Annotated in this window: 1 protein-coding gene; it reads right to left on the bottom strand. The window is 60.1% G+C overall.

Going from position 1 to position 3,466, the window contains the following annotated elements:
* Nucleotides 1-1,668 (bottom strand): HAMP domain-containing protein (locus H3V53_RS42475; RefSeq protein WP_336602940.1); only part of this gene is annotated, 1,668 nt, incomplete at its 3' end.
* Between the last annotated feature and the right edge of the window lie 1,798 nt (nt 1,669-3,466).

Below are 3,466 nucleotides of genomic sequence, written 5' to 3'. Positions count from 1 at the left end.
CGCCACGCCCTGCACATCGGCCTGGCCACCGAGCTTGCCTTCCGTGCCGACCTCGCGCGCCACGCGCGTCACCTCGGAGGCGAACGAGCGCAACTGATCGACCATCGTGTTGATCGTGTTCTTCAGTTCGAGGATTTCGCCTTTCACGTCGACGGTGATTTTCTTCGACAGGTCACCTGCAGCGACTGCTGTCGTCACATCGGCGATATTGCGCACCTGAGCCGTCAGATTGCCGCCCATCGAGTTGACCGAGTCGGTCAGATCCTTCCACGTGCCCGCCACGCCCTGCACATCGGCCTGGCCACCGAGCTTGCCTTCCGTGCCTACCTCGCGTGCCACGCGTGTCACCTCGGAGGCAAACGAGCGCAACTGATCGACCATCGTGTTGATCGTGTTTTTCAGTTCGAGAATTTCGCCCTTGACGTCGACGGTGATTTTCTTCGACAGGTCACCGGCGGCCACCGCCTTCGTCACTTCGGCAATGTTGCGCACCTGGCTGGTGAGATTGCCCGCCATGAAGTTCACGTTGTCAGTCAGGTCCTTCCACGTGCCCGCCACGCCCTGCACATCCGCCTGCCCGCCGAGCTTGCCTTCCGTACCCACCTCGCGTGCGACGCGCGTCACCTCGGAGGCGAACGAGCGCAACTGATCGACCATCGTGTTGATCGTATTCTTCAGTTCGAGGATTTCGCCTTTGACGTCGACGGTAATTTTCTTGGAGAGATCACCCGCGGCCACCGCCTTCGTCACTTCAGCGATGTTGCGCACCTGGCTCGTCAGGTTGCCCGCCATCGAGTTGACCGAGTCGGTCAGATCTTTCCAGGTCCCTGCGACGCCCTGTACGTCGGCTTGGCCGCCGAGCTTGCCCTCCGTGCCCACCTCGCGGGCGACGCGCGTGACTTCGACAGCAAACGTGCCGAGTTGCTCGACCATCGTGTTGATCGTCTTGGCGGTCCTGAGAAACTCGCCTTGCAACGGGCGCCCGTCTGCTTCCAGCGCCATGCTTTTCGATAGATCGCCCTGCGCGACCGCGCCGATCACGCGCGCCACTTCGCTCGTCGGATGCACCAGGTCGGCTATCAGCGAGTTCACCGCGTCGATCGAATCGCCCCAGAAACCTCGCGCGTAGGGAAGTGCCGCACGCTCTTTCAACCGCCCTTCCTTGCCGACTACTTTGCTAAGCCGCCCGAGTTCTTCAGCGATACGGACATTCTGTTCGACCACATCGTTGAAGACATGCGCGACCTTGCCGTGTATGCCCGGCCAGTCCGCCGGCAACGCGGAAGCTTCACCCTTCTGCAGGGACGCCAGCGCGTCGAGGACGGTTTTCGTGCATTCTTGCGCCGTCGTCACGCTGTCAAACAGAAGATTCACGTGAGATGCACTGTCGAGCCAGATACCGGTCAATGCACCGCTATCGATCGCCACATCTTTCCCCGACGCCCTGTGGCCTGACAGGTATCTCGACATCTTGCCGAGGTGCCGTCCAATATCCCTCGTCTGAGACGAAAGCAGATTGAATTCGGCTGCAACCTTGCCGGCCTCGCCGGTCCAGTTTTCCGGCAGACGATATGAAGTATCGCCCCGGCGCAGCGCACTCAACGCCGCCGCGATATGCGCCAACTGGTCATTCGATTGCAGCGCTGACTCGACTTCGAACGTATCCATGCGTTCCTCACCTGTCACACGCGAGCGGTGCGTTGTCGTTGAAATTGTCGATGTGATGGCTTGATTCGCGCGCGGGATTGATACGAAGTCGCGCGATCAAATGATGTTAGCGATACCGCAACTGCCGGGATAAAGGCGCCTCCCTGCGTGTGCTTGCCTGCAATCTACCAGTCAATCGGCTAATTTGCCGCCAAAGCGCGAACGCGCGAAATTGGGGGATTTACTCGTATGCCGATAACCAGTGCATTTCTAGCGCAGCGCGCACGCGAATACACACAATGTTCAGGTATTTGTTTCCGACTCCATACTGGGTGAGGTATTTCTTTCCTTGTCGGAATATTGAAGCTTCAATACGGGTCGGCAGGTCTTACGGCAATAGGCGGGACGAAGTTCATGCAGTCTGCCATCGTGCCAGGACGCTAAACCGTGCCGCGATCCTTGTTGGCGATGCGATTGCCGCGATAGGAAGTTTAACAGTGCCAGTCGACTGCATTTCTCGCGCCTCGGTTTCCTGCGCTTTGTCGTTAGTACTACTTTGCGTGAATAGGAAAGCAAAGCGCCCGACGCTTTCTGATCGCACAGACATTCAGCCTTGATAAACCAATTGTTCTTTATCAGGCATAGCGAATGCCTCCGCTTTGTTTGCCACTTTTTTCTGGCGGCTCCGAGGTCTGATCAATTGCAATCACACAGCACGACGATTGCGACCCGCGCCACCCGCCCAAATCGGCCACGAAGATGGCGAGCGTTCTCATCGCTTGAAGGCTTACGATAGAAAAACCTGGTACACCGCTCCAATTGCCGTGGCGGACCCAAACGGGTCGACCACGCGGAACGGCCAAACGAAACCGCACGCCGGCCGGTGCGTCATTTGCCAGGGGTTCCGGCGGCTTCGCACTTGGCTCGGAATCCCGCGTCTCAGTTCGATGAGCACTCCGCAAGGGGACGGCAGATGAATGTAGCAAATGGAAGGATCAGACGAAACGCACCGAAGCGAGTTCTGATGTTCAGACAGGCCGAACTTGCGCAGTCGGCTGCAGGTAGGAGTGGTGCAGACACCAAGGCCACACCGTCCGCGCGGGCCAAACGCCCCGTGCTCTGGGTTGTGTCGGCAAGCGCATTGGCTATCGGGATCATGGGTATCGTCACGTATGGCGATCGATTCGGATTTGGACCCGCGTCGTCAGCACAACACACGTCCTGGTCCGGTCATGTCCCGCTACCGCCATCGACTCCCGCGCGCGAAACCGCGGTCGGCAAGGCCGAGGTCGCGCCGCCTGTGCCTTCCACTCCGACCGATCATCGCGCTGCACCTACTAACGATTCCGCTGCGCGGCAGCCGGCTACGCGAGAGCCAGGTCAACCAAATTATGCTGCCGCGCAGAATCGCCGGCATTCGGCGCCGCACGTGAAAGCAATTGCGCCGCACACGCCTGGTATTAGCCGACCTACGTCGCCATCGCAACAAGGGGCTTCGTCCGGTCGCGTCGCGAGATCGTCGCCACCGCTTGTCCGCGAAACCGTGATCGGCAGTGCCGGAGTCGCCGCGCCCGCGCCTTCCCATTCGGTCGATCACCGCAGTGCGGTTTCTCCGAAGTCTGCTTCACCCCAGTTGGCTAAAGGACAGTCTGCAGGCGTTCAGGGTGCAGGCGGTTCGCGTGCCGGTGCGGGGGCTGGGGCGGGTGCAGGTGCAGGTGGTTGCTGTCCGGGCCGCGCTGCGTTGCTGGCGGCTTCTGTCTCGTGCACACTTGTTGTCTCCGTGCGCTGTCTGCGCATTGTAGGGAGCGACGGCAGATCA

Source organism: Paraburkholderia bengalensis, assembly GCF_037126505.1.
In the GTDB taxonomy this organism is placed as follows: domain Bacteria; phylum Pseudomonadota; class Gammaproteobacteria; order Burkholderiales; family Burkholderiaceae; genus Paraburkholderia; species Paraburkholderia bengalensis.
Note: the sequence above shows the minus strand (reverse complement) of the source record. Positions and strands in the feature narration are given on the sequence as shown.